Here is a 20,299-nt window from a genome sequence, read left to right on the forward strand (position 1 = left end):
GCGCAGCCCTTAATAAATAAGCAAAACTGTTTATCAAGCAGGTGTCGTATAAATAATTTTGCACCATAAAAGATCCTTTACTCGGACAAAAAAACTTACCTTTGGGATGTCATTCATGCGTAATTACTCTACCCGCCAACTGTTGACGGGCACCACCCGTTCGCTGATCGCGCTGGCCATTACCGCCGCGTTTCCTATCCACGCCGCCTGGGCACAAGAAGTCGCACCGGCAGCACAAAAAAATGATGCAGTGAAACTCGAAACTGTCATCGTGACGGCCAACCGCCGCGCAGAAAACATTAAAGAAGTGCCGATGTCGATTTCTGCCATCAAAGGCGAGGCGCTCGATACTTATAATGCCAGCGGTCAAGACATTCGATTTTTGTCAGCGCGGGTACCGAGTTTGAACATCGAATCCGATTTCGGTCGTGCCTTCCCGCGTTTTTACATCCGTGGCTTAGGTAATACCGATTTCGATCTGAATGCTTCACAACCGGTCGGCTTGGTCTACGATGATATCGTGCAAGAAAGCCCTATGCTCAAAGGCTTTCCGGTGTTTGACGTGGAACAAGTGGAAGTGCTGCGCGGCCCGCAAGGTACTTTGTTCGGTCGCAACTCGCCGGCCGGCATCATCAAGTTTGAATCGGCCAAACCGAGCAATCGTTTTGAAGGCTATGGCAGCGTCGGTTACGGTAACGATGGTGCCGTCAATCTCGAAGGTGCCGTTAATGTACCGCTCAACCAAGACTGGGCGATGCGCATTGCCGGTCAGGCACAAAGCCGCGACGACCGCGTGACCAATCCGCGCGCCACCGGCACCAAAACCTTTGAGGGTTACCACGATAACGCCATGCGTCTGCAACTGGCTTATAAAAATGGTAATTTCAACGCCTTGTTCAATGTGCATGGCCGCGATATGGCAGGTAGTGCGACGCTGTTCCGCGCCAACATCATCAAAAAAGGTACGAATGATTTGGTACCAGGTTTTGATTACAGCAACTACCCTACCGACGGCATCAACCATCAAACTTTGAGCTCGTCCGGTGCCAGCGCCCGTCTGCGTTGGGATCTCGACGGTATGACCTTGCATTCGATCACAGGCTACGACCGCGCCAAGTTCTACAGCCGTGCCGACGTCGACGGCGGCTATGGCGCGGTGTTTACCGGCCAGGCTTCCGGCCCAGGCGTGATTCCCTTCCCGTCCGAAACGGCGGATGGTATGCCTTACCTGCGTCAGATCACTCAGGAAGTGCGACTCGAGTCCAACACCAAGGATGCTTTGCAATGGATCGCCGGCTTGTACTACTTCAGTGAAAATCTGCAAGTTGACAGCTTCGATTACAACTCGCTGGGCGGCAATGTTCAGGATGGCTATGCGGTTCAACACCAGAATGCCAAATCGTATGCGGCTTTCGGTTCGCTCAACTACGCGGTCAATGATCGATTGAAAGTACGCGGCGGTTTGCGCTACACCAGCGATAAGAAAGAGTTCGATGCCCAGCGTCAATGGACTCCAGGCAAGCCTATCAGCGCCGGTGGTACAGCCGTGCTGACGGCCAATCCGAGTTCGAACAACCTGACTTGGGATTTGAGCAGCAGCTATGCGCTCGACAAACAAACCAATGTGTTTGCGCGCGTCGCTACCGGTTACCGTGCCCCGAGTATTCAAGGTCGCGTCTTGTTCGGCGATACCATTTCGGAAGCGAAATCGGAAACCACCTTGTCGTTTGAAGCTGGTATCAAACAAGATATCCTCGACAATACGGCACGTCTGAGCGCCACGGTATTCCAATACACGGCCAAAGATTTGCAACTGACGGCAGGCAGCGGCGGCGTCAACCAGAATAAACTGGTCAATGCCGCCAAAGCCACTGGCCAAGGTATCGAACTCGATATGCAAGCCAATTTGAGCCGCAACTGGAAAGCGACCATCGGTGCCAGTTACAATGAAACGCAAATCAAAGATCCTGGCCTGTTCGTTGCTGCCTGCGGCAATGGCTGCACGGTGACCAACGCAGCCGGTTCGGTCGCCGGCAGCACTTCGATCAATGGCAATCCCTTGCCACGCGCACCTAAATGGGTAGGCAACTTTACCCTGCGTTACAGTACGCAAATCGGCGAAGGCACGCTGTATGCCAATACCGATTGGGCTTACAAAGACAAATACAATATGTTCTTGTATGAAGCCAAGGAATACACGGCGAAGTCTTTGTTAGAAGGCGGTTTGCGCGTCGGTTACGTCTGGGCTGATGGAAAATATGAACTCGCTGCCTATGGTCGCAACATCACCAATAAACAGCAAGTCATCGCCGCCATCGACTTCAATAACTTGACTGGCATTTTGAATGAACCACGCAGCTACGGCGTGCAATTCAAAGCGAACTTTTAATTGAGCCTTGCAGTCTGAAAAAAACGCGCCACGGTTTGCACCGGGCGCGTTTTTTTTGAGGCAAGCGCGGCAAGCTTATCCGCCCTGCCCTTGCTTGATACGCCGAGCCACATCGATACACAAAGCGACTTGGCGGGCGATATTCGTCGGCACCGGCTGTTGACCGCACAGCACCTCACTGATCCATGCCGCCGTGCTGGCGGCATCAATCGCCGCTGGCACGGCGGCCGCTGGCCCACTCAGCAGTTCTTCCGTCTCCAACAAGACTTCGCGCTGCCCCTGATGTATCCAGTCTATGCGCTGGGCACGTCCGGTGCTGGCCACGGCTTCGCCTTCGGTACCACGCATCAGGAACACTTCGCCGGCATCGGCCGGTGCGGCATGCAGCAAATACTCGCTGAGCATGTTCAAGTATTCGGGATGGGTATAGGAATTCAAGCGCAAGACGGGCGTCGTGAACGGTTGGAGTAATTTCACCAGGGTATGGGCCGAGTTGCGCACGCCTAAGATACGGCGCATGCTGAGCTGGTTTGCCAGTGCCGGTGATAAGGTTTGTATCGTCATGAACACCGGCTGCTGCGCCGCCATTTGCAAGGATACGTGCTCAGCCGATTGCGCGGCAGTGATGCCGAGGGCTGCAAAAATTTCGGCCGAGGTAACGCGACCGGGATCGTCTGCCACGCCGTGCACCAATACTGGCACGCCGGCTTGGGCCAACAACAGCGCGAGTAAGGGCGTTAAATTGGCTTTTTTGCGTGCGCCGTTATAACTCGGTATCACCACCGGTGCAAACTCGCTCTCGACTGGGGCGCTCAAGTCCAATAAAAAATCAGCGGCGGCAGCGAGAAAGCCAGCCACTTCGTCTACCGATTCGCCCTTGATACGCATGGACAGTAAAATCGCCCCGAGTTCCAGCTGCGAGACGCGTCCGGCCAGCATGGCCGCGTACAGGGTGGTGGCATCGACACGCGTCATATTACGTGCACCGTCTTTGCCACGGCCAATTTCTTTGATCCAGCGGGCGGCTGACAGCGGCTGCGCTGCGACGGCGTTCATGCCAGTCGTGTGATTCATCATGTTCTTTATCCTTATCATTCCAGCAGTGCCAGCACGGCCTGCCATTGTGCCGCACTGACCGGCGTGATTGACAAGCGGCTGCCTTTTTGCAGTAGCGGCATATCGCTCAAGGCCGGCGTGGCGCGCATTTCGCTCAGACTGAGCAGACGCGTTTTGCGCTGCGCCTGCAGATCGACCATGATCCAACGCGGCTGTACCGGCGTCGATTTGGCGTCGTAGTAGCGGCTGGCCGGGTCGAATTGGGTGTGATCGGGATAGGCCGTACTGATTACTTGCGCCAAACCGGCAATGCCGGGGGTGGCGCAGCTGGAGTGATAAAACAGTACGCCGTCACCGGGCTGCATAGCGTCACGCATAAAATTACGCGCTTGGTAATTGCGCACCCCGAACCACGGCACGGCTGACAGCGCCAGCGCGTCGTCGATACTCAGTTCTGCCGGTTCCGATTTCATCAACCAGTAAGCCATGCCACTCCATCCGCTGAAAAAAACCTGATTACCGCACCGGTAACGCCAAGGTGCATAAAAAAACGGCTGTCATGAATGACAGCCGTTCAAAAATAAGTCCCCACCGATGCCGCTATGCCGGCATCCTGAACCTGAGGGTTCAAGTTGGCTACGGTCAGTTCCGTTTCGGGTTCATCGGGCTAGCGACGCTCACACCCACAGAACAATATCCCGCGGCCTATGCACATAAATGGTTCAAGGAATATATGGCATTGGCGAGCACGGCAGGGAATTGAAGTTTACTCCCAAATACTGTGGCAGGGGAAGCGATTTCAATTAATTTAAATAATCTAGGGGCGGTTCAAAATAGTTTTTCTTGCGCATTCAAAGCTTGGTCCATCAACACATGCATGTGTTCCATCTTTTGCTTGACTTCCGACATGGACATCCCCGACAAAGGACCTTCCGGCGACTTGGTTGCCAACAGTTCAGTCGTCATGCCTAGCGCTGCCATCACGGCGATGCGGTCGGTGCCTTTGACTTTGGAAGAGTCGCGCAGGGCCGTCATTTTCGCATCGAGAAACGCGGCCGCTTCGCGCAGCGCGCGGTCTTCGCCTTCGCGGCAGGACAGCTTGTAGCTCTGTGCCATGATGGTGACGTCGACCTGGATCACTTTTTTATCGCTCATACTGCTTCCTCATCTTCAATGATTTCGGCCGGCAGTTGGCTGAGCAAAGCGCTGGTACGCGCATGCGCCTCTTGCATGCGCTGTTGCATACCCAGATTTTGTGCCGTCAAGGTAAGCAGTTCATGGCGCAGACCGGCATTTTCCGCGCGCAGGGCATGCGTGAGCTCAGAGAGTTTGGCGACTTTTTCAGCTAGCAATTGAAAATCGGAAATCATCATAGATATTTAAAGGACAGCAACAAATCTGGACTCTCATTATACGAGCAATTTTTCGGCGCGCAGTCGTTCCGATGGCTGCGGAAGTGAAAATGACTGAAAAAAATCGTCACAGTACTAAACAAATGGATACATTCTGTCTGTTGAATGCCTATTTTTTGTGAGTGAGAACACAAATTGTCCGTTTGCATCCCACATTTTTTAAAAATAGGTTATTATTTGGCGTCTGGCCGACCACGCTTGACTCGACGCTGGCGTAGCAATGGTGAAATTTATCCGCGCCATTGAATTACTATCAATCGCCACCAGATTCAACACTGAATATGGCGATTTGCCAAGACATTCCGCTATTCTGTGGCGCTGTTACCCCTTAATTTTTCCCTCTCGACGAGGATCCCATGAGCGAAAACATCAAACATGTAAGCGATGCTTCTTTTGAAGCTGACGTATTAAAATCCGATCTGCCGGTATTGGTCGACTTCTGGGCCGAATGGTGTGGTCCGTGCAAGATGATTGCGCCTATTCTGGAAGAAGTTGCAAAAGAATATGGCGGCAAAATCGTGATCGCGAAACTCGATGTCGATGCGAACCAGGCTATTCCTGCTCAATTCGGTATCCGTGGCATCCCGACCCTGATCTTGTTTAAAAACGGCGCGGTTGCCGCGCAAAAAGTCGGTGCGCTGGCCAAAGGCCAACTGACTGCGTTTATCGACGCCAATATTTAAGCTCTGCACCGTCACTGTGACCGAAACCAGCAACATGGTTTTTCGGCCCAGTGATGGCAGGTAGGCGCCGCAGCGATGTGAGCGACACCAGAAATACATTAATCAAACAATACAAATAACTATTCTGTTTATTCTGTAATTCCTCTGCTCACTCCCCCACCCCATACTCCCATCCCGGGACACTCACCATGCATCTATCTGAATTAAAAGCCTTACACGTATCGGCATTGCTCGAAATGGCTGTAGGGCTTGACATCGACAACGCCGCTCGTATGCGCAAGCAAGAGCTGATGTTCGCGATCTTGAAAAAACGTGCCAAATCAGGCGAACAAATTTTCGGCGACGGCGCCCTTGAAGTCCTGCCCGATGGCTTTGGCTTCTTGCGCTCGCCGGATGCCAGTTACATGGCTTCGACCGACGATATTTATATTTCGCCGTCACAAATCCGTCGTTTCAACCTGCATACCGGTGATTCCATCGAAGGTGAAGTGCGTACGCCGAAAGACGGCGAACGGTATTTCGCGCTGGTGAAGGTAGATAAAGTTAACGGCGAATCGCCGGAAGCCTCGAAACACCGTATTCTGTTTGAAAATCTGACACCGCTGCACCCGAACAAAGTGTTAACGCTGGAACGCGAAATGCGCGGCGAAGAAAACACCACTGGCCGTATCATCGACATGATCGCCCCTATCGGTCGCGGTCAGCGCGGCTTGCTGGTGGCGTCGCCGAAATCTGGTAAATCGGTCATGCTGCAGCACATCGCCCATGCCATCACCACCAATCACCCTGACGTCACGCTGATCGTTCTGCTGATCGACGAACGGCCAGAAGAAGTCACCGAAATGCAGCGTTCTGTGCGCGGCGAAGTAGTCGCCTCGACCTTTGATGAACCGGCCACGCGCCACGTTCAAGTCGCTGAAATGGTGCTGGAAAAAGCCAAGCGTTTGGTTGAAATGAAAAAAGATGTGGTCATCTTGCTCGATTCGATCACTCGTCTGGCACGCGCCTACAATACCGTCATCCCGGCATCGGGCAAGGTGCTCACCGGTGGTGTTGATGCCAACGCATTGCAACGCCCGAAACGCTTCTTTGGTGCTGCGCGCAATATCGAAGAAGGCGGCTCGCTGACCATCATCGCAACGGCCCTGATCGAAACCGGCAGCCGTATGGATGACGTGATCTACGAAGAATTTAAAGGTACCGGCAACATGGAAGTCCATCTCGAGCGCCGTCTGGCCGAGAAACGTGTTTATCCATCGATCAACCTGAACAAATCCGGCACACGTCGCGAAGAGTTGCTGATCAAAGCAGAACAACTGCAAAAAATCTGGATACTGCGTAAGTTGCTCTATAGCATGGACGAAATCGAAGCGATGGAATTCATCCTCGACAAGATGAAAGCCACCAAGAACAACGGCGAGTTCTTCGAGATGATGCGACGAGGGGGATAAGGCAGGGGTTTCGTCACGCATGCGTGGTGCCTGCCGCATCGAAGCGGCATGCTTGCCGCGCCAAAAACAGCACAGCACCACAACAGCCCTTGTCGCAAGCCAAGGGCTTTTTTACGTCTGAAATAAAGCAGCGCCGGCACGTAAGGCCGACGTAAAAACTGCGCGGACAAGCCGCGCAGTTTTCATCCAATATCGTCAAGAGTGACGATCAGAGCCTGGCCATTACTTCTCAGCCAGCAATGCCTGCATATCCCAACCACCACCCAAGGCTTGGTTCAAACTGACCACCGCACTCAGATGTGCACGCTGGGTATCGATCAAGGCCACTTGGGCTTGCCACAGATCGCGTTGCGCATTAAGCACTTCGAGATAGCTGCTGTAACCATTCTTATGCCGCAACTGCGCTAAGCGCAATGAATCTTGCAAAGCCGACACACGACGCTGTCCCGAGTGATAAATTTGCTCACTGGCGGTACTAGCTGTCAAAGCATCATGCACATCGCGGAAGGCCGATTGCACGGCTTGCACGTACTGCGCCAGCGCTTGGTTTTTACGCGCATCAGCGCCTTCGACCAGAGCGCCGATGGCACCGGCACGAAATACCGGCTGGACCAAATTAGCACCGAGATTCCACAACATTGACGCCGGATCGATCAGATTATGCACCCCTTGCGATTCATAGCCGACCGAACTGGTCAGCTTAAGCGTAGGAAAGTACAAGGCCTTGGCTTGACCGACATCGGCATTGGCGGCAACCAGCGATTGTTCCGCGGCGATCAGATCGGGGCGACGGTTCAAAACATCCGATGGCAGCTCGGCCGGCATACGCAGTTGTTGATACAAATTGGCGATATCGCTGCCACGTGCAATCACCGGCTGCGCAATCGCGGCCGGACTACGACCGAGCAAGAGCGCGATGGCCGCTTCGGTATTGGCGACGCTTTGACGCGCTTGTGCCAAACTGATTTCAGCCGCAGCCGCTTCGGAATCGGCCACATGCAGTTCGAGCTCACCGATGCTGCCGGCGGCGAACAACTTGCGTTGCAAACGCAGGGTTTCCACCCGCGCTTGCAGCGTACCTTCAGCCAGCGCCAACTCGGCATCACTGGCACGCAGGGTGAAGTAGTTTTGCGCCAGCGTGCTGTAAAGACTGGTCAGCACGACGCCACGGTTAGCTACTTGCGACAACAAGCGCGCCCGCGCCGCTTCATCGGCACGGCTGAGTTTGCCCCATAAATCGAGCTCATACGAGGCGCTCAGACCGACTTGGTAATCGCGGCTGTATGGATCGGTACCAGGGGCAATCTTGCCGGCATTTTGGCTGGTGCGCAACTTGCTCGCACTCAGAGTCGCGTCGACGGTCGGATAACGATTCGATTTGGCACCGACTGCCAGTGCACGTGCTTCGTCAATCCGCGCCGTGGCCAGTAACAAATTCTGATTGCCATGGCGAGCTTCTTCCAACAAGGCGTCGAGCACCGGGTCTTGAAAGCTTTTCCACCAGGCGGCGTAATCGACCTCGGCCGTGACCAACTTGGTAGCCGGCAGCGCGATGGCGCTTGGCGTATCGAGCTGCGGACGCTGATAATCCGGCGCCAGCGAGGTGCAGCCTGCCAACAGCATACTGGCTGCCAGCGTCGTGAACATAAAAGGGGTTTTCAACATCGTTATTCCTTTGCTGCATTGTGCAAAATGTGGACCGGATGCTCGAAATCCTGCTCCGTGGTTTTCAAACGCTTATCGTTGATCAGCTTGAAAAACAGCGGTACAAAGAAAATCGCCAGGAAGGTCGCCGCCAGCATACCGCCAAGCACACCGGTGCCGAGCGACTGTCGCGCCGCCGCGCCGGCACCACTGGAGAATGCCAGCGGTACCACGCCCAGAATAAACGCCAGCGAAGTCATCAGAATCGGCCGGAAACGCAGGCGTGCCGCTTCCAAGACCGCTGCCACCGGGGCATACCCTTCATGCATTTTCATGACGGCGAATTCGACGATCAGAATCGCATTTTTCGCCGATAAGCCGAGCAAGGTCACCAAGCCGATTTGGAAATACACATCATTATTGAAGTGGCGCAGATACACCGCCAACAAGGCACCGAAAATACCGAATGGCATGGCCAACAAAACTGAAAACGGCAAGGACCATTTTTCATACTGCGCCGCGAGGATGAGGAAAATCATCAACACGCCGGCACCGAGTGCCAGACCAGCCGCATTGCTGCTGCGTTTTTCTTGGAACGAAGCGCCACCCCAATCGTAGACTACGTCAGTAGGCAAGACATTTTTTGCCGCCCGTTCCATAGCTGCAATCGCTTGGCCGGAACTGTAGCCAGGTTTAGCATCGCCGAGCAATTTAATCGCCGGCAAGGCATTGAAGCGCTGGACCGAGTCGGGACCGGAAATGTACTTGACGGTGGTGAAGGCGCGTACCGGTATCATCTGACCAGCGGCGGAACGCACATACATACTGCCGATGTCATCGGGTTTGGCACGGTACTGGCCTTCTGCCTGCAACTGTACGGTATAAATGCGACCGTTTTTGTTGAAGTCATTGACGTAGTAACTACCCATGGTGGCGGCCAGCGTGTTGTAGACATCCGACAAAGCCACACCCATGGCACGCGCTTTCTCATTATCGACGTCGACATACAGTTGCGGCGAATTGGCTTGCCACAAAGTTTTCACGCCCGCTAACTCTGGTTGCTTGTTCGCTTCGGCCAACAGCACAGGCAAGAGCTTGGCCAAACGTTCGACCCCGCCTTCACCGGCATTTTGCAAATAGAATTCAAAACCGCCGGTTTGACCCAGACCTTGAATCGCCGGAGGGCTGAAGAACAGCGGCAGACCTTCTTTGATATGGCCGGTTTTCATATAGCCTTCGCCGACCATTTGCTGCGCCGATTGATTGCGCTCGTCCCAAGGTTTCAAGGGGAAGAACATGGTTGCCGCCGATGACTTCAAGCCGCCACCGCCAAGAAAATCGAGACCAACCAAGGCAAACGTGGTGTCGATGTTCTTATTGGTTTTCATGATGCTTTCGACTTCATGCACCATCTTGTCGGTACGGTCGAGCGAAGCACCTTCGGGCATGATGGCCGCGCCGATGAAATAGCCCTGATCTTCATCCGGAACCAAACCACCCGGTACATTTTTCCACAACACGCCGGTCAAGGCGACCATGCCGAGCACCAGCATGATGCCAAGCACGGCACGTTTGAGGAAGAAGGTAACGCCATCGGTGTAATGCTTGGTCAGACGCAGAAAGGCGGCGTTGAACCAAGTGAAAAAGGCATTATGATTTTCGGTACCGGGCTTAAGCAACAAGGCGCACAAGGCTGGCGTCAGAGTCAGCGCGACGATACCCGACAACACCACGGCGATGGAAATCGTGACCGAGAACTGACGATACAACTCACCTGCCAAGCCGCCGAGAAAGGCGATCGGACCGAACGCTGCCACCAACACCAACACAATCGCGATCACCGGGCCGGTGACTTCGTTCATGGCTTCGATGGCCGCTTCCTTCGGTGTCATGCCTTCTTCATTAATCAAGCGCTCAACGTTTTCCAGCACGACAATCGCATCATCGACCACAATACCGATGGCCAGCACCATACCAAATAGTGTGAGGGTATTGATGCTGTAACCGAGCAGATGTAAACCGGCCATGGTGCCGATCAGTGAAACTGGCACTGCCAAGGTAGGAATGATGGTGGCGCGCCAGCTTTGCAAGAACAAATACACCACGATGAACACCAAGACCATCGCTTCAGCCAAGGTTTTCAATACCTCGGCGATCGATTCGGTGACAAACGGTGTGGTGTCGTACGGGGTGCTGTACTCCATGCCTTCGGGGAATTTCGCCTTCAAGTCTTGCAAGGTTTTTTCCACCGCTTTGCGAGTTTCCAGCGCATTCGCGCCGGTTTGCAGGAACACACCGATATTGGCGGAAGGGTGACCATTGACGCGACCATACAAATTGTAATCTTTGGAACCAAGTTCAACCCGCGCAACGTCTTTGATACGTACCGCCGCGCCACTTTTATCGGAGCGCACGATAATATTAGCGAATTCGCCTGGTTCGAGCAAACGTCCCTTGGCCGTAACGGTCATGGTCAGTTCTTCAGTATTGTTCGGCGGTGCGCCGACTTTACCGGCGGCATACTGGGCATTTTGTTCGGTGATGGCATTCGAAATATCCCCGACCGTGACACCGAGCTGTGCCATACGATCAGGACGCATCCAGATCCGCATCGCATAGTCTTTGCCACCGAAAATCTGAATATTCGTCGTACCCGGTACCCGTTTCAAGGCATCGAGCACATTTTGCGTGGCATAGTTGGACAGATATAAAGCGTCATAGCGGTTATCGGGCGAAAACAAAGCGGCCACTACCAAGAAGTTCGACGAACTCTTGGAGACGGTCACGCCTTGACGTCGGACTTCCTGCGGCAGCTTGGCATCGGCCTGGCGTACTCGGTTATTGACGTTGACGGCAGCGATATCGAGGTTGGTACCGACTTCAAAGGTGACATCGATCGAGACCCGGCCATCGGCCGAGGACACCGAATTCATGTACAACATGTGTTCGACACCGTTGATCTGTTCTTCGATCGGACCGGCGACGGTGCGTTCGACCACTTCGGCCGAGGCACCCGGATACACCGCGGTGACATTCACGACCGGCGGAGAAATCTCCGGGTATCGTGAGATCGGCAGGACGCGTAACGCGGCCAAGCCGGCCAGCACGATAATCAGCGACAGCACAGTCGCGAAAATCGGCCGGTTAATGAAAAATTTTGAGAACATGTAAAATTCCTGTTTGCCTGAGCTGACGATGCAGCTGAATGTTCAGAGAAAAATTGCCTGCTGATAAACGCCGACTTAACTACCGGCTTTGGCGGGCGCTGCTTCCTGTGGCTTAGTTTGTGGTTTGGCTTCCGGCTTGGCTTCCGGCTTAGCCTGTGGTGCTGGCGCGGCCGCATCAGCCGCCGCAGCGGCTTGGGCTGTCACGGCAGTCGGGGTCACCGTCATACCCGGCTCATGCGCTTTGATGAAGCCATCGACCAAGACGCGTTGACCGCTTTCCAAGCCTTTGGTGACAACCCATTCACCATGTGACCAACCGTCGAGCTCCACCGGTTTCGGTACAAGCTTATTATCTGGCGTGACGACAAACACCATTTTTCCAAACGGTCCATCAATCACTGAGCGCTGTGGTACCGCTAAAGCGCCACTGAGTTTCGCGCCACCCAGCACGACACGAACGAATTGACCGGGACGCAGTATGCCATCCGGATTCGGTACCTGAGCGCGCGCATCGAAGCCACCAGTGGCTGGGTTAATCCGTTCGCTGATGAAATTCATCTTGCCGGTGGTAGGGAACAAACTGCCGTCAGCCAGTTTGAGTTGCACAGCAAAGGCCAAACTGCCATTACTGGCACGTTTGCCCGGCAAGGCGACTGCGCCGGCATTGACTTGTTTGGCCACTTTTAAATAATCAGCTTCGGAAATGCTGAAGTTGACATATACAGGATCAGTTTGCACGATGGTGGTGAGCAAGCTGTCTGTACTGCTGAGCAAGCTACCGTTAGACTTGTTAGCTACGCCGGTCACACCGTCGATAGGTGCCAGCACCTTGGTGTAGCCAAGGTTAAGCTTGGCTTCATTGACTTGGGAACGCAGTTGCTGATAACTGGCTTCGGCAGTTTCCAAATTCGATTTGGCATCGTCAAACTCTTTCTGACTGATCGCTTTTTCCGCGGCCAATGGGGCCAAACGCGCATATTCGCGCTTGGCTTGATTGAGTTTGGCTTCGCTGACACCAGCCGCAGCTTGGGCCGAATTGAGCTGAGTCTGGTACGTACCCGGGTCGATCTGGAACAAGACTGCACCGGCTTTGACGCGCGAACCTTCTTCGTACAGACGTTGCTCAAGAATGCCACCGACGCGAGCGCGAACTTCGGTTTCACGCGAACCGGCAGTCTGACCGACATATTCAAAATCGAGCGCCAAGTCGCGCTTTTCGAGCGTGACCACGTTCACGCCTGGTGGCGGCATTTGACCGGGTGCAGCGTGGGCACCCTCTTTACTGCATGCTACCAGTACGACCAGCGGCAGGCCGAGCACCAGCATGCGCGCAGCAGGATGTTGCATCATTTGTTTGATTTGGGTCGACAAGATTGTCGACGGAGCATCTGTAAAACGCATATAAATTCTTTCTTCTGGATTGAAGGGCAGCGTGCTATTATATACATACACGAATGTTTGTAAATATTTTATTGAGCAACCCTAGACTTTGTATGGGTATCGACACGTATCATTATTCTTTTCGGCATGATACGGTTCGTTGCTGAAGTGGCGATCGAAAGCAGTCGGACGGCTAACTTTGTCACTTGCTCGTGCAAGAAGTTCACCAAACCCTGCCCCGCTGCGTGGTTTTAGTCAAAATGTGCATGGAATATCGATAACGACTAGCAAGTCGCAAAAATGCAGGAAGCCCGGATTCACTCGCAGCGGTGTACGCAGCGAGTGAGCCGACAAGCGCTGCCAAGGAAAGAAAATGGTCAGAAAAACCAAAGAAGATACGCAAGAAACCTATTCCGCCTTACTCACTGCGGCTGAACAGGTATTTTCAGAAAAAGGCGTGACCAGAACCACACTCAATGATGTCGCCGTTGCTGCGGGAATGACGCGCGGGGCGATTTACTGGCACTTCAAAGACAAGAATGCCCTGTTTCAGGCCATGTGCGACCGCGCCTTTTTGCCCATGGAAGTGCTGCTCAATGAAATCAGCGGAACACCGGATGCAGAACCACTGGCCGCGCTACGCCAGTTGAATGTCCATTTTCTGCAACTGGTCGCCAGCGGCCAACGCCAGCGCCGCGTATGTGACATCATTTATCACCGCTGTGAAAAAAACATCGAAATGCTGTTTTTTGAAGACGAACGACTCAAACGCGGTGAATGCCTGGCCAAAGTTCAGGCCATCATCGAAACCGCCGCCAAGCAAGGTCAACTACCGGCCGATACCGACGCCGCGTTAGTGATGCAAGCCAACCATGCATTTTTGGTCGGCATCATCCACCAATGGCTGGAAGACCCTTCCGCCTACAGCTTGACCGAGCATGCCGAAGCGATGATGGATATGTTCTTAGCCGGCATGGTGGCCTGCCCGCCGCGCAAAAAAGCTGCGCTTGACTGAATGGTCGCTGCCAGCTCAGACCGGCAGCTTCCAGTTGAATTTGACGGCCAACATGCGCATGGCAAACGTGACCGTGGTGCCGCACAATAGCGCCGCCGCATCGGAGGCATTGAACCAATTGAGCAATAAATAGACCCAGCACCCGGCGAAGGCGCAGGTGGCATAGAGCTGGCTGCGCCGGAACACCAGCGGAATTTCATTACAAATCACATCGCGCAGCACCCCTCCGAATATACCGGTAATCACGCCCATCATGGCACAGACAAACAGCGGCATACCGGCTTCTTGTGCCAGCGAGGTGCCGGTAACGCTGAACAGACCTAAGCCGAATGCATCGGCCCATTCGATCGCACTTTCAGTCAGTGCATGGCGCAAATGTCGCAACAAGGGCATAGCCAATAATGACAAAATAAAAATCAAAATCGGATATTCTTGATTCTCGACCCAGAATAAGGGTCGACGGTCGAGCAAGAGATCGCGCAAGGTGCCACCGCCGAACGCCGTGATGAAGGCCACCGTAAACACCCCGACTGCATCCATGCGCTTGCGGCGCGCTTCAATAAAACCAGAACAGGCGAAAGCGATCACGCCGGCTACCTCGGCCGTGTGCAAGACCGCATTCATTCCCAGATACACCCCACTCATATTGCCTCCATGCTATTTCTATATTAAGGCGAATTTTACTCGTTTCTGCCGTGCACTCAAACTTGCTGCATACCATCACAGCACTGGCGCGCAGCGACAATTTGATTGTATAATCATGGGCTTGGCATTTTGCATAGGCGAAATCCAAGTTAACTTTAACTCTGGCAAGTGATACGCAATCGGATCAAGAAGCAAGGCGATCGACGAAGTGCATATTGGCTACCTAACTTTATACTGAGGCAAGCATGAAACCAGGCATTCACCCAAATTATCGCGATGTGTTGTTCCACGACGTTTCGAACGATTTCAAATTCATCACCCGTTCCACCATCAATACTCGCGACAAAATGGAGTTTGAAGGTAAAGAATACCCACTGGTCAAGATCGAGGTGTCGGCTGAATCCCATCCTTTCTACACGGGCAAGCATAAAATTGTTGATACGGCTGGTCGCGTTGAAAAATTCCGCCAAAAATTCGGCAAAGTTGGTTCCAAGACTTCTATTGCGAACGACTAAGCAGCACGAATTTCAGAAAAAGGCAGCTCCGGCTGCCTTTTTTTCTGCCGCACTCATTACAATATGCGCAGCTCTTTGCATGTGTTGATGCAAGACATTTCCAATAATGAATTGATATGAAGCCAGTCCGCCTGCCTGCCGCTGCCACGATCGCCCTTCCGCGCTGGGGCATCATTGCCCTGTGCCTGCTGTACATCTTGCCCGGTCTGATAGGACGCGACCCATGGAAAGGCGATGACGCCACCAGCTTCGGCATCATGTGGACCATGGCGCATGGCGGTATTGCCGACTGGTTGTGGCCGCATATTGTCGGCATGCCGGTAGCAGAAAAAGGTCCATTGACCTACTGGATAGGCGCGCTCTGCATCAAACTGTTCGGTGCCGTGCTGGGCGAACCGATGGCGGCACGCGTTTCGACCGGTGTATTTTTCGTCATCGGCTCGCTCTCGGTCTGGTACGCCACCTACCTGCTCGGTCGCCGCAACGAAGCACAGCCCTTGAAACTGGCCTTCGGTGGCCAACCGGAAGCACGCGACTTCGGCCGCACCTTGGCCGATGGTGCCCTGCTGATTTATCTCGCTTGCCTCGGCCTGCTGATACCGAGCCATGAAACCAGCGTCGAAACCCTGCAAATTTCTCTGATCGCATTTTGCCTCTACCTGTGCGTGCGTCTGTTCGATGAAGCGCGCCGACTCTTGATTCTGCAATTCGGCATCAGTCTGGGCTTACTGATACTGACCAAGGGCTGGGTGATGCCACTCGGATTAGTCATGAGCCTGGCATTACTATGCCTGTACCGCCGCCAGGCGCGCCCGTTCAAGTATCTGCTGGCGGCGCTGCCGTTGGCGCTGCTGCTGCCGGCTCTGTGGCTATGGGCGATTTCCATGGCACACCCGTACGACAGCACTCCTTACCCGGCGTGGATGCAGTGGAATGCGCGCCAACTGGCGTGGCCGACGATGGCCAGCATCAGCTACTTTTTCAAATACAGCATCTGGTTTGCCTGGCCGGCTTGGCCGTTTGCCGGCTGGGCCATCTACGCTTGGCGGCGGCAAGACAAAGCCCTGCATATCGCGCTGCCGGCAGCATTTTTCCTGTGCGTAACGCTGCTCGCCATGCTCAATCCGAATTCCGAAGATGGTTTGCTCTTGCCGATGCTGCCGCCGCTGGCGATTCTTGCCGCCTTCGGCCTGCCGACTATGAAACGCAGCGCCATCAATGCCGTCGACTGGTTTGCCGTGACCGTACTGACTGCCAGCGCCGGTTTCATTTGGCTCGGTTGGATCGCCGAACAAACCGGCTGGCCGCATAAACTCGGCGCCAAAATCATGCATCTGGCACCGGGGTTTCAAGCCAACTTCAACCCCTTCATTTTTGCCATCGCCTTGGCCGCCACCATTGCCTGGTTTTTGCTGGTGTACTGGCGCATCTCGCGCCAACCGGCGGTGTTATGGCGCGCCGTCGTACTCTCGAGCGGCGGGGTCATCTTGTGCTGGCTGCTGCTGCTCAGTTTATGGCTGCCATGGATCAATCATCGCGTCACTTACCAACCCTTGGCGCAAGAAATCGCGGCACAATTACCAACTGGCAATTACTGCATGGAAGCCTATATCGGCCCCTCACAGCGCAGCTCCTTCGCGTATTTCGGGCAAGTGCATTTTGCCGGTTTCTCGGATCAAGGCTGCGAATTCCTGATGCTGCAACATAATCGCAAGCGCTCGGACGAACCGGATCTGCCGGCCCAATACCGTCTTGAGCAATGGAGCCGAATCTGGAGCGGCCACCGCGCTGCCGATAAAGACGAAACTTTCACCCTGTATCGCCGCAAAAACTGATGAACGAGGCCGGCCGTAGCAGCCTCTGGCGCAGCGCCGCTGGCATCGCCGCGCTGGCCTGGCCGATTCTGATAGGCCAGTTGGCGACTGTTGCCAACGGCGTGATCGATACCGCCATGACGGCGCGCAGCTCGGTTGACGACTTGGCTGCGCTGTCGATCGGCATCTCGATTTATGTGAGTATTTTTGTCGGTCTCAACGGCGTGTTGCAAGCGCTCGCACCGGTGATCGGCCAATTGTTCGGTGCGCGCGAACTCGTGCGCATCGGTGCCAAACTCAAACAAGCCTTGTGGTTGGCCCTGTTCCTGAGCGGCTTGGGCGGCGCGCTGCTGCTCCATCCCGCGCCCTTGCTCGGGATTGCCAGCGCAGCACCGACCTTAAGCGCCAAAGCCACGCTATACCTGCAAATCATCGCCATGGCGCTGCCGGCGACACTGGCATTTCGCATCTACAGCGCGTTCAACAATGCCATCGGCAAACCGAAAATGGTGATGACGATACAGCTATGCGCCTTGGTCCTCAAAATTCCGCTCAATACCCTGTTCATCTTCGGCGGCTGGGGCATACCGGCCATGGGTGGACCCGGCTGCGCGGTCGCCACCACCGTCATCACCTGGAGCATGCTGCTATGCGCTTGGCTGGTACTGCGCCATGCCAGTGTGTATCGCGCTTTCGCGCTGTTCGGCAGCGGCTGGGTGCGCCCGCACTGGCAGGATTTACGCGACCTGCTGCGACTCGGCATACCGATGGGCCTGTCGTATCTGATCGAAGTAACGGCCTACACCTTCATGGCGCTGTTCATCGCTCGGCTCGGTGCCGTCGCTGTCGCCGGCCATCAATTAACGGCCAATTTCGGTACTATTTTGTACATGCTGCCGCTGTCGATCGCCAGCGCCACTGGCACTTTGGTCGCGCGTGCGATCGGTGCCCGCCATCCGGCCGCAGCCAAACAAACTGGCCAAGCCGGCATTCTCTTGGCCGCCGCCTTGGTGATGCCGCTCGGTGCGCTGATCTGGTTTTGCCGCAGCCGTATTCTGCACGCCTACACCGACCAGACTGAAGTCATCGCCGCCGCCCTGCCACTGTTCTTTTTTGTCGCCGTCTATCAAGTGTTTGATGCCATTCAAGTTATCGTCGCCTTCACACTGCGCGCCTACCACGTCGCCGTGGTACCGACCATCCTCTATGCTGTCGCCCTATGGGGTTGTGGCTTGGGTGGCGGTTACTTGATCGGCTTAGACCCGTATCAATGCATGCCGACCGCACTGCACGGCGCCCCCGGCTTCTGGCTAGCCAACAGCCTGAGCATCGCCATGGTTGCCTTGGCGCTGTACCTGTATTTGCAGCGGGTGCAGCGACAGCATGCCGCCAGTTATATTGTCTGAGGCTGGAGTCCGCACACAAACAGCACTGAACAGCCGGCAAAGACCGGCGAAACCGGGCAACTATTGCAACTTGCGGTCATCTCTGTCATAATGCTGCTCATGCGTTGCCGAGATGGCGGAATAGGTAGACGCACGGGACTCAAAATCCCGCGCCGCAAGGCGTGCCGGTTCGATTCCGGCTCTCGGCACCACAAGGATTCAAGCGGCTTACAGCGATGTAAGTCGCTTTTATTTTTTGCGCGCTTAGTTCCGCAATTCGGGCTTGGTTCCGCAAAGGCTTATTTTTCAGGCGGCACCGCTGCGCTTTGCGCCAGCAAAATATCTTTCTGCTAACTGCCTGCGCTTGAGCCAAAGTAGAATCCGACCACCTGCTCGTACTTCGCGGACACCTTCCCATTTACACCGTAACAAACATGGTGTTTTGTACTTTCGTCTCCTTTCGGCATAGCCGCATGTCTGCTCTTCTGTTGACAATGACCAGCATTCAAACCGCCTCACCGCGACACGGTCGCAAGCGGAACATGAATTCGTCACGGCCAGTGAATAAGATACTGGCAGCGCGGACTACTCCCATCAACAGATCAACAGATCAACAGATCAACGAATTGGAACTTGAAATTCAGCAACTAACCCTGCGTCACTATTGAGTCGACGCCAACACCTCGGACATTGACAGCAATTTATTGACAGGCTCTACTTCGACAATTCCTGACGGATGATTTCAGCACCGGCGCTCAGTGCCCGGAGCTTGCCCCGTGCAACGTTGCGGCTCAGCGGGGCCATACCGCAGTTGGTGCAGGGATATAACTTGTCAGCATCGACGAACTGCAGCGCCTTGCGCAGCGTATTGGCTACCTCTTCAGGCGTCTCGATGGTGTTGCTGGCGACATCAATGGCACCGACCATGACTTTTTTGCCGCGGATCAGCTCGATCAGGTCCATCGGCACATGTGAGTTGTGGCACTCGAGGGAGATAATATCGATGCTGGACTTTTGTAGCTTGGGGAAGGCTTCCTCATATTGACGCCATTCCGATCCCAGTGTTTTCTTCCAGTCGGTATTGGCCTTGATGCCGTAGCCATAGCAGATGTGCACGGCGGTCTCGCACTGAAGGCCTTCGATGGCACGTTCCAGAGTGGCGACACCCCAGTCATTGACTTCATCGAAGAACACGTTGAACGCAGGTTCATCGAACTGGATGATGTCCACACCGGCGGCTTCCAGCTCCCTTGCTTCCTGGTTAAGGATCTTGGCGAATTCCCAGGCAAGCTTTTCACGGCTCTTGTAGTGCGCGTCGTAGAGCGTATCGATCATGGTCATCGGACCTGGCAAGGCCCATTTGATCGCTTGCTTGGTCTGTTGACGCAGGAATTTGGCATCCTCGACGAAGACCGGCTTCTGGCGGGAAACGGCACCGACCACGGTCGGCACGGCCGCGTCGTAGCGGTCACGGATTCTGACCGTCTCGCGCTTCGCAAAATCGACACCATCGAGGTGCTCGATGAAGGTCGTCACGAAATGCTGGCGAGTTTGCTCGCCATCACTGACGATATCGATCCCGGCGTGCTGCTGCTCTTGCAGCGACAGGCGCAGCGCGTCCAGCTTGCCGTCGCGCAGCTCATCGCCCTGCAATTTCCAGGGCGACCACAGTTTCTCGGGCTCAGCAAGCCAGGAAGGTTTCGGCAGGCTGCCAGCAGTCGATGTCGGTAACAGTTTTTTCAT

Annotated in this window: 16 protein-coding genes, 1 tRNA gene and 1 other RNA gene; 8 read left to right on the top strand and 10 right to left on the bottom strand. The window is 54.6% G+C overall.

Going from position 1 to position 20,299, the window contains the following annotated elements:
- The first annotated feature begins 115 nt into the window (after positions 1-115).
- Entirely contained in the window at positions 116-2,389 is a 2,274-nt protein-coding gene (locus tag RHM61_RS00750) for a TonB-dependent receptor (RefSeq protein ID WP_322249235.1), read from the top strand.
- A 75-nt stretch (positions 2,390-2,464) separates the two neighbouring features.
- Here the strand turns inward: RHM61_RS00750 and ybiB are convergent, their stop codons facing one another.
- The 5 genes from ybiB to RHM61_RS00775 all read right to left on the bottom strand — a co-directional run bounded on the left by ybiB (position 2,465) and on the right by RHM61_RS00775 (position 4,818).
- Positions 2,465-3,466 (bottom strand): DNA-binding protein YbiB, encoded by a 1,002-nt coding sequence (gene ybiB / locus RHM61_RS00755; protein WP_322249236.1) that lies wholly within the window; start codon positions 3,464-3,466, stop codon positions 2,465-2,467.
- 14 nt (positions 3,467-3,480) lie between these two features.
- Entirely contained in the window at positions 3,481-3,933 is a 453-nt protein-coding gene (locus tag RHM61_RS00760) for an EVE domain-containing protein (protein ID WP_322249237.1), read from the bottom strand.
- 93 nt (positions 3,934-4,026) lie between these two features.
- Positions 4,027-4,206, bottom strand: a non-coding RNA gene (ssrS, locus tag RHM61_RS00765) — 6S RNA.
- 67 nt (positions 4,207-4,273) lie between these two features.
- Positions 4,274-4,585 carry a cell division protein ZapA gene (locus RHM61_RS00770; protein ID WP_322251011.1) on the bottom strand — a complete coding sequence of 104 codons (312 nt, stop codon included), beginning with the start codon at positions 4,583-4,585 and terminating at the stop codon, positions 4,274-4,276.
- Positions 4,586-4,596: 11 nt separating this feature from the next.
- The gene (locus tag RHM61_RS00775; RefSeq protein WP_322249238.1) at positions 4,597-4,818 is read right to left on the bottom strand and encodes a DUF904 domain-containing protein; all 222 of its coding nucleotides are present in this window, start codon (positions 4,816-4,818) and stop codon (positions 4,597-4,599) included.
- A gap of 395 nt (positions 4,819-5,213) precedes the next feature.
- On the opposite strand from RHM61_RS00775, the gene trxA reads away from it, so the two are divergent.
- Positions 5,214-5,540, top strand: coding sequence for a thioredoxin TrxA (gene trxA, locus RHM61_RS00780; protein ID WP_322249239.1), 327 nt, complete (start codon positions 5,214-5,216; stop codon positions 5,538-5,540).
- A 188-nt stretch (positions 5,541-5,728) separates the two neighbouring features.
- Positions 5,729-6,991: a transcription termination factor Rho gene (rho, locus tag RHM61_RS00785; RefSeq protein ID WP_322249240.1), complete on the top strand. Its 1,263-nt coding sequence runs from the start codon at positions 5,729-5,731 to the stop codon at positions 6,989-6,991.
- A 222-nt stretch (positions 6,992-7,213) separates the two neighbouring features.
- On the opposite strand, the gene RHM61_RS00790 is transcribed toward rho, so the two are convergent.
- The 3 genes from RHM61_RS00790 to RHM61_RS00800 form a co-directional block, all read right to left on the bottom strand.
- Entirely contained in the window at positions 7,214-8,656 is a 1,443-nt protein-coding gene (locus tag RHM61_RS00790; RefSeq protein WP_322249241.1) for an efflux transporter outer membrane subunit, read from the bottom strand.
- A 2-nt stretch (positions 8,657-8,658) separates the two neighbouring features.
- A complete protein-coding gene (locus RHM61_RS00795) occupies positions 8,659-11,802 on the bottom strand; it encodes a multidrug efflux RND transporter permease subunit (RefSeq protein ID WP_322249242.1) in 3,144 nt (1,047 codons plus the stop codon).
- Positions 11,803-11,877: 75 nt separating this feature from the next.
- Entirely contained in the window at positions 11,878-13,203 is a 1,326-nt protein-coding gene (locus tag RHM61_RS00800) for an efflux RND transporter periplasmic adaptor subunit (RefSeq protein ID WP_322249243.1), read from the bottom strand.
- A gap of 352 nt (positions 13,204-13,555) precedes the next feature.
- Here RHM61_RS00800 and RHM61_RS00805 point away from each other — a divergent pair, with 352 nt between their 5' ends.
- Complete coding sequence (locus RHM61_RS00805) at positions 13,556-14,197, top strand: TetR family transcriptional regulator (protein WP_322249244.1); 642 nt, start codon at positions 13,556-13,558, stop codon at positions 14,195-14,197.
- Between the two features lie 15 nt (positions 14,198-14,212).
- On the opposite strand, the gene RHM61_RS00810 is transcribed toward RHM61_RS00805, so the two are convergent.
- Positions 14,213-14,842, bottom strand: coding sequence for a trimeric intracellular cation channel family protein (locus tag RHM61_RS00810; protein WP_416200205.1), 630 nt, complete (start codon positions 14,840-14,842; stop codon positions 14,213-14,215).
- Positions 14,843-15,087: 245 nt separating this feature from the next.
- On the opposite strand from RHM61_RS00810, the gene RHM61_RS00815 reads away from it, so the two are divergent.
- The 4 genes from RHM61_RS00815 to RHM61_RS00830 all read left to right on the top strand — a co-directional run bounded on the left by RHM61_RS00815 (position 15,088) and on the right by RHM61_RS00830 (position 18,768).
- A complete protein-coding gene (locus tag RHM61_RS00815) occupies positions 15,088-15,357 on the top strand; it encodes a type B 50S ribosomal protein L31 (RefSeq protein ID WP_322249245.1) in 270 nt (89 codons plus the stop codon).
- 116 nt (positions 15,358-15,473) lie between these two features.
- Positions 15,474-17,192, top strand: a complete 1,719-nt coding sequence (locus RHM61_RS00820) for a glycosyltransferase family 39 protein (RefSeq protein ID WP_322249246.1) — start codon at positions 15,474-15,476, stop codon at positions 17,190-17,192.
- Positions 17,192-18,577, top strand: coding sequence for an MATE family efflux transporter (locus RHM61_RS00825; protein WP_322249247.1), 1,386 nt, complete (start codon positions 17,192-17,194; stop codon positions 18,575-18,577). The genes RHM61_RS00820 and RHM61_RS00825 overlap by 1 nt, the downstream gene beginning before the upstream one ends.
- Positions 18,578-18,683: 106 nt before the next feature.
- Positions 18,684-18,768: transfer RNA gene (locus tag RHM61_RS00830), tRNA-Leu, on the top strand.
- Between the two features lie 502 nt (positions 18,769-19,270).
- Here the strand turns inward: RHM61_RS00830 and RHM61_RS00835 are convergent.
- Positions 19,271-20,299 carry a methionine synthase gene (locus tag RHM61_RS00835; RefSeq protein ID WP_322249248.1) on the bottom strand — a complete coding sequence of 343 codons (1,029 nt, stop codon included), beginning with the start codon at positions 20,297-20,299 and terminating at the stop codon, positions 19,271-19,273.

It is taken from the genome of Undibacterium sp. CCC3.4, assembly GCF_034347425.1.
In the GTDB taxonomy this organism is placed as follows: Bacteria; Pseudomonadota; Gammaproteobacteria; order Burkholderiales; family Burkholderiaceae_D; genus Undibacterium.